The following is a 7,553-nucleotide window of genomic DNA, read 5'->3' as shown; positions in this document are numbered from 1 at the left end:
CGCATCCGTAAGCCAGAAGAGATCAGACATGTCCACCGCTCGTTTTTGAACCGTGAATCACGCCGCAAAACGGAAATCAATGGGTCCTGACCCTAGCGCTCACCTGTAGAAAACTTGACAGTTACCGGGTTTGCGCCTTTAACGCGCAGCTCCGCCACATGCTCACCTGGCTTGGGTACATCGATCCAAGCATCCAGATCTTTGGCGACCTTCTTGCCGTCCAGATACCATTCAACAGATTTTGCTTCGGTGCGGCCAGTGAATGTACCCCAGAGATGCAGCGGTCGGTCCGGGCGCACCACTTGCCCCTCAGAGGGGTGAATAATGGCGAGTTCGGGTGGCGCTGGTGGCAGTTTAACTTGCTTGGTGTCTGCCGTTGCGGTGAAGTAACCGTCATGAGCAAGGACCCTAATCCAAACCTTGTCGACCGGAATGGTGTTGGGGTCGATCTCAACGCTGTTACCTCTCGCACCAACCCTGAGCCCGTTCCAGCGTTCACCATCAGAAGACCATTGCAGCCAAATATCGGGATCGTAACTACGCTTGGCCCCGGTCGTTTTCCAGGAAACCTTTAGACCAGACTTGCCAATGCTGGCTTCAGCCGAAGCCAATTTAACCGGCCGTGTCGGTCGCTTGCGCTCCCATATGACTGCGTCCCCCTGGCAGATGCGGATTGCAATTCCAGAGCCGACATCGCCCATTGCCGCAATGAAACTATACGGCGGTTTAGGCGGATCCTTTTTATCGCCTCCGCCGCAACCGCAGCCATCGCCATTGGCGTCGTGATTATCCATTGTGAACACCGGCGCAGATGAGATCACCTCGTCCTTGTCCCCGATCAACTGCAAAACTAGATCGGTACGCGCGCCAGACATCCGCAAGGGCCGGGTTGGAACCCGTACGAGGCTTGCGACCGAGACCTGCATGTCTTTGCCGACCTCACCCACGATCGTCACGAAAGGACGCATCTGGTCTTGCCTGTCGACTTCCATGGCGCCTGCCCCCACCGAATTGCCGCCAGACACGCCCGTTGCCAGCGCCACCGGGTCAAATTCGGCGCGGTTCAGCATATAGTTATGCGTAAAGATCGAGACCCACCGGGGGCCGCAATAACCCATCAGATCCTCACTGTTGGCTGGCCGGTGTATTGTCCCGTCATTTGTGTCGAGCCCGTATTCGCCGATGCTCGCATCCGAATAGACAGTGTTGCCATTGCTATCGGTCGTTGTCATGCCGGTATCGTAAGGCTCGTAAAGCGGGTAGCTCGCGTTTGGCGTGCCGACCGTGCCACATGGGGCATGTGGTAAACCCGCCTGATGGCCCAACTCATGCGCCAACGTGACCGGGCTACCGGACAAGCCAGCGCCGTTGCCGCCGCTGGCGCATCCTGTGTTGCCATGCGAGCGCGGGATCGCCGCATTGACCAGTCCATAGTAAAGCCAATCGCCCTGATTACCGTCATTCGTGCGCGCGTTAGCCACGAAATTCAGGATCGGCGTCCAGTTGGGATCGCATCCCCCCGCTGGGAAATTGTTGTTTGTCAGACCTTGTGTTGTTGTCTGACTGTCGATGATCCGCACGTTGGGCGTACTGCCTACCGGGAAAACCCGAAGCGCAAAGCTGGTATCAGCGGCAACTTGCGCTGCGTTGGGGGCAGGCAAAGTAATATTGGCGCCGCCGCCCATCGGTGGACCGTTATAGCCAATTGTGACGGCTGCAACGCGCAACTCTTGCTCAAGATCGACATCAACAAGCTGTTGGGCCGTGCCGCTGCCTCCATAGCAATCGTCTGGCGACGAGACAGTGATAGAAAGGCGCAAGAGCCCGGTCATCACGTTGGCAGGGATAATGAAGTTCAGCGTCGCATCAATGTCGCGTCTCTCTGCGTCGTAGCTCGAGAAACTGTCCTGCGCTGTCACCGGGGCATTGGACGGAACGATATTGGCCACCGTGGACCAGATCCCACCAACCCGGCGTTCCACTTGAAGTGTGCCACTGACATTGCCGAGCTGCCCATTATCGAAATTCGGATCCTGTCCACTGCGCAGATATGTCCGCACCCAGGCCGATTTATTGGCAACAAGTTGAAGTGAGTTGTCCGGGCCGCGGTCAGCTGGATCAGTCAGATGCTGGTTGGCTCGGAAATACTGTATCGCCTGCGTTACCTCGACCCCGTCGATGGATAGATCCGGCGGGTTCTGGAAAACGAGGTCTAAGCCCTGACTTACTGTAGGAGGTTTACATTTACCGGTCACGACGATTTCGACCCGCACTCGGGTCGTTTGGTCGAAGTCAGTCTGATCGAAGTCCCAGCGTCCCAGATCGGGGGCCGGTGAAATCTGCGCAATGGCAGCGCCGGTGTCTGTATTGACGATGCGCACAGTCACTGAGTCAGCGGCGCAGACCTTCCAGCGGATTTTCAGAACCTCGCCGGGTAACAGGCAGTCGTCGTTCTGATGCCCTTTGACGATAAACTTGAGAATGTCAGCGCTTGTGCCTTCGAACTCAGCCAACATCGTGCCGCTTTTTCGATAGTCCAGGAAACGATCGCAGACGCTGATCGTTTGGGTCGGAGGAATGATCGCCAAACCACATCCTGCACTGGACGGGACGATCACGCAGATGCGTTCGTCTGACCACGAGGTCGGCACAGCGATCGGACCGGGGTTCATCGTGCCATGCTGGGTGAACTGCACTTGCCCCGCAATATCGCCAAACCCGCACCCGCAGATCGCAACCGTGTCACCGGGGCAGGCACGCTCTGGGTTGATCTTGGTCACGGTGTAGCATTCGATACTGCACCAGTTTCTATATGCATCCGTGATGCAATCCAGGATGGGCTGGCGGACACAAGTTTGACAGCAAGGCACTTGTCCGCAAGGGGTTTGACCGGTGCAGATGCACATCACATATTCGAGCAGATCCTTAAAATGACGCCCTGCGTGCGGCTTCTTGCAGATCAGGTTGACAGCTGCTTCATGAAGCGCGGTCAACGCCTGGAACCGGCAACGTTGTTCAAGCAGCGCGCCGACGTATTTGATCATTGTTGGTCTGTGACCACAGGATACATGCATGGCCGCAAAGACCATCAAGCTCATGTCTTTGTCAGCGATCAGGGACTTACCGGTCGGGCAGACATGGTCGGAACAGCACACCGGGTTGGGTTTGGATTTGATGGGCTTACAGCTGTCATCATTACAGTCGTCGGAAAAAATGTCCTGCAAGATACCGCCTGCATCATCCCCGGATGCGCCGCCACAGCCACAGCCTGTTGGCGACGTGGCACAAAGAGCATTGAGGACATCCACATAGCGCCCCTTGGCAGCGACGTCTCCGTTCAGAACACTCCAGGCATCACTAAGCGAGTTGTCAAAAATCGCAAGCGTCGGGCGGATGCACTCAAAGAAGTGAGTGCGCTTGCGCAGCAACCGATCAGCATCCGCAAGCTCAAGCGCTTCCTCAATGTCATCGAGAACGCTTTCTGGCAAAAACGGCTTATCCGGTGCAGCCCAGCTTAACGGGCGCCTCAGGTGACACGCCAGCTTCTTTGCTGGGATGGCGACGTCGATTTTAATATCGTCGGTGCAGGAACAATCCTCAATCTTGAGCCGGGCTTTATGGATGCGCACGCCATCGCGGTCGCGCAGCTTTATCCGCAATTCCATCGGACCTGCACATCGACAGTCTTCGGGTATTTTCGACGAATCCACTATGAGCACAAATCGGCCATCGGCGGCTGTCAGGACGCATCCAAGATCGATTTTACAGTCGTCTCGCTTGCGCCAGCCATCCCCAAATACCGCCTGAATCTTGACCAATATACCGTGTACGGGCTGACCGTTCTCCTGTTGGGTGACACGACCGAAAACAGATTGAATAAGACTGGACATAGCTAAAGTAAGCCTCCGTTTTAAAAATGAACTTCTGTCAATTTCTCTTGGGAATTGCGCCAAATAGGACGCTTTACACCAATCTCGACCAAGTGTGATTTGCAAATTTGGAATAGTGTTAATGCTATTTAAATATGCTTTTATTTTGCGCCAAAATACCCAAAATGTCAATCAGGTGCCACCTAGGGCGTCGCCGCTCGGAGGCATTAACAGCAATGAACACCGCACTCCTTCCGCACGGTGCCAAGTGCAAAATGCCGCACAGCTCTGACGTGAAGAACTGGTTATTGTGCAATTTTACCGCGCACGCGGCCAAAAAGCACTGAGCGGCCCATAAAAGGCATTCAACACCCCGCTGGCATTCTGCGGACGCAGCCCGCATTTCGGTCATTCGCTGCAAGTACAAATTTTGGCGCTGCTCGTACTCACACATTGCGGACGAAGCTGCCGGTTGCTGAACGTCTGCTTCCCGTTAACGCTGAATCTCAGACGATCCACCCAAAGACATACCCCGCCCCAAGCGAACCCAGAACTGCAAGCAGCAGATAGAGCATCAACGGTTGCAATTTGAGCACCGGTGCGATGGCCATAGCACCCCAGATGCTGACCGCGCCACCCGAGACAAGGAAAGCCATCGCCGCGCCTTCGGACATGCCGTTGTCGATCAACCCGCGTGTCAGCGGGAGCGCAGCGTAACCGTCGATATAGGCCGGGGCACCGACAAAGACAGCGGCGGGTATGGCCCACCATTTGTCTTCGCCAACATATGCTGCCAGTGCGCCCGGCGTCAGTGCGGCGTTTAAGGCATACTCGGCGGCAAATGCCGGGATCAGGCAGATCAGGATCAGCCGCGTGGTCGCCCAGAACTGTCTGCTGAAAGAATGCCTTCGTGCCTCAGACCGCCATACCCATGGATCAAAGGGTTGATCCCTGCCGCATCGTGCGGCACTCATTTGGCGCGCAAGACCATTGTCTCGAAGCGCGTTCATTGCCCAAGGTGTCTTGACGAATAGCCCTGTGACCACACCCCCGAATATGCCTAATCCGAAAGCTGCGAGTGTTTTGCCGATCGCAAAGCTCAAACCCAGTGTCGCGGCTGTTGTCGCGAGCATCGCCGGATCAGTTATTGGGGAGGACAGCCAGAATGCCATGATCGGAGCGAGTGGCACGCCCGCTGCCAGCAATCCGGCCATTAAAGGCAGCACTGTCACACCGCAGACCGGCGTGATGGCTCCGATGAGCGATGCAGCCAAAACCGCTCTCAGCGTCCTGCCCTCGAACGCGCCAGCGATATGGGTATCCGCGCCGCTGGCGATGATCCAAGCTGCTAGAACGATGCCCGGAATGACAATGGGGGCAACGACAATTAGACCCCATAAGACGAACCTTGCTGCGTTTGCGGCGTGTTCCGGCCAGACAAGACCGACGCCCGCCAACATCAGCAGAGACAGGCCCCATATCAGGGGTTTCCAGTTGGATGGTCGGTCGGAGTCGGTTTGATCGGACATGGGATACTCCTCTGACCTTGAAAAATAGTGCGGCACGAGGCATCTGTGAAACGCATAGTTTCAATTTCCGATATTGGAAAAACAAATGGAAAACCTGGATAGCGATCTTCTGCGAACCTTCGTCGCCGTGGCTGATGCCGGAAGCGTCACAGAAGGCGCCGCCCGCATCCACCGGTCGCAGTCTGCAACGAGCCTTCAAATCAAGCGCCTCGAAGCGATCCTGGGTCAGCCGGTCTTCGACAGGCATGGTCGCGGGGTGGTCCTGAGCGACACGGGACGAAAGCTATTTCCAGTCGCGCAGGACGTGACGGCACGTCTCGATGCGGCACTACGAGAGATTTCCCAGAACACGGTAAGCGGGAAACTACGTTTGGGCATACCCGACGATCACGGACGAACGAAACTCGCGGCGATCATTGCGACCTTCACCCGCCATCATCCGAAAGTCGAACTGGATGTCACATGCGCTCTGAGCACCAGTTTTCCCGAGGCCCTCGACAAAGGTTCGCTGGACCTTGCGGTCTATGAGGTCGAAAACCCGTCCAGCCAAGAGGAAGTTCTTTATGAAGACCCAACTTGTTGGGTGTCGTCGGTGCGCTGGAATTTTCAGATCGATGAAAGCCTTCCGGTGGCCTTGTTCGATCATGCATGCTGGTGGCGCGACGCGGCAGTCAATTCATTGCAAGCCCGCGGAGAGCCATATCGCGTTGTATATTCCAGCCAGAGCGTCTCTGGCGTAATTGCAGCGGTTGAAGCTGGGATTGCAGTAGGTCTACTTGGTCGCTCGTCGTTTCACGCAGGTCTATCGGTGGTGAACGACGCATTGGGCTTCGGAAACACGCCTGCCTCCAAGCTGGTGATGGCATCCAGCAAGCCGAAAGAACAAGGGCCTCAGGACGCTATGAAGGAGGCGATCCGAGCCGCATTTATGGCCAAGCCATAAAAAGCTGACTATCGCTGCGCTCTGTCGAATGGGCAGGTCGGACTAGGTTCCTGACATCGGAGGCGGCGCGGCATCCTGTGGTATGACGCCTGTGTCAACGTCGGGTCGTCGTTTTGGGAGGGCATGGCGGATCGGAGGATTAGTCATGGAAATACCAAACTTACCTGCCATTCGCGCACTTCGACTAGCCTGGAACAAGGGCCGCATTGTCGGTCAGAAGCGGCCACTGAAAACCTAAGCATGTCTGAGCAATCTGGGTGCGGCTTGAATTGGCAGAGTACCATCGTGATCTTGCTCTGTTCAATATGGCAATCGACAGCAAGCTTCGCGGCTGCGACCTTGTGAAGAGGAAAGTTGTGGATGTGCTGGCGTCAGGCCAGATCAGGGAACCCGCCTCAGTGCTGCAGAACAAGACGCAGAAGTCAGTTCGGTTTGAGATATCGGAAGGCACCCGCACATCCGTCGGAAAATGGATGGAATACGAATTGATGGTCGGATCAGAGTATCTTTGGCTAGGCCGTTTTCATGAGCGCCTTCACATATCGACACGTCAGTATGCGTAGATTGTTCGGGACTGGGTCACGTCGATCGGACTGGAAGCCAGTGCATATGGCACGCATTCGATGCGGCGAACGGAAGTCACTCAGTTCAACAAGAAGACTGGCAACTTTCGCGCCGTTCAGCTTCTGTTGGGGCACACAAAGATGGACAGTACAGTCAGGTATCTTGGCGTTGAACTTGAGGATGCCTTGGCCATTGCTGAAGCTATTGAAATCAAACATCTCTGGGCCGCCTACACGGTCGGCCCTTACCGGTCACTCGACATGCCGTCACGATGCTGCGGTCGCAGCCCACTTTTCGGTCATTCGCTACGACAGCAATATCTCAACACAAGCGAACTCACAGAACGCGAACGATACTGTCTTTCGCTGCCAGCGCACCAACGGCAGCTATTTACGCATCGCGTCTGTCGCAAAGAGAAAGAGGCAAAACCGGATACAGGCCAATCACTTCGGACAATTTGAAACGGGTGCCCTGGTACTTATTCACGTCGACGCCGCACGAACTTACGGCTTTCAAACTAAGTTTTCGACGAAATTGGTAGCGAACTTATTACTAGGGTCAGGACCCATTGATTTCCGTTTTGCGGCGTGATTCACGGTTCAAAAACGAGCGGTGGACATGTCTGATCTCTTCTGGCTTACGGATGCG

General features: G+C 55.7%; 3 protein-coding genes and 1 pseudogene. 2 read left to right on the top strand and 2 right to left on the bottom strand.

Features of this window, described 5'->3' with window-relative positions; genetic code table 11:
- Window positions 1-92: 92 nt before the first annotated feature.
- Together FN806_RS20265 and FN806_RS20260 are read right to left on the bottom strand one after the other, a co-directional pair.
- Window positions 93-3,890: a hypothetical protein gene (locus FN806_RS20265; RefSeq protein WP_142640417.1), complete on the bottom strand. Its 3,798-nt coding sequence runs from the start codon at window positions 3,888-3,890 to the stop codon at window positions 93-95.
- Between the two features lie 485 nt (window positions 3,891-4,375).
- Entirely contained in the window at window positions 4,376-5,398 is a 1,023-nt protein-coding gene (locus tag FN806_RS20260) for a permease (protein WP_142640416.1), read from the bottom strand.
- An 85-nt stretch (window positions 5,399-5,483) separates the two neighbouring features.
- On the opposite strand from FN806_RS20260, the gene FN806_RS20255 reads away from it, so the two are divergent.
- Window positions 5,484-6,341, top strand: coding sequence for a LysR substrate-binding domain-containing protein (locus tag FN806_RS20255; protein ID WP_142640415.1), 858 nt, complete (start codon window positions 5,484-5,486; stop codon window positions 6,339-6,341).
- Window positions 6,342-6,486: 145 nt separating this feature from the next.
- Window positions 6,487-7,117, top strand: a pseudogene (locus FN806_RS20250) (tyrosine-type recombinase/integrase); the annotation flags it as partial.
- Between the last annotated feature and the right edge of the window lie 436 nt (window positions 7,118-7,553).

This window comes from Ruegeria faecimaris (assembly GCF_900182615.1).
In the GTDB taxonomy this organism is placed as follows: domain Bacteria; phylum Pseudomonadota; class Alphaproteobacteria; order Rhodobacterales; family Rhodobacteraceae; genus Ruegeria; species Ruegeria faecimaris.
Note: the sequence above shows the minus strand (reverse complement) of the source record. Positions and strands in the feature narration are given on the sequence as shown.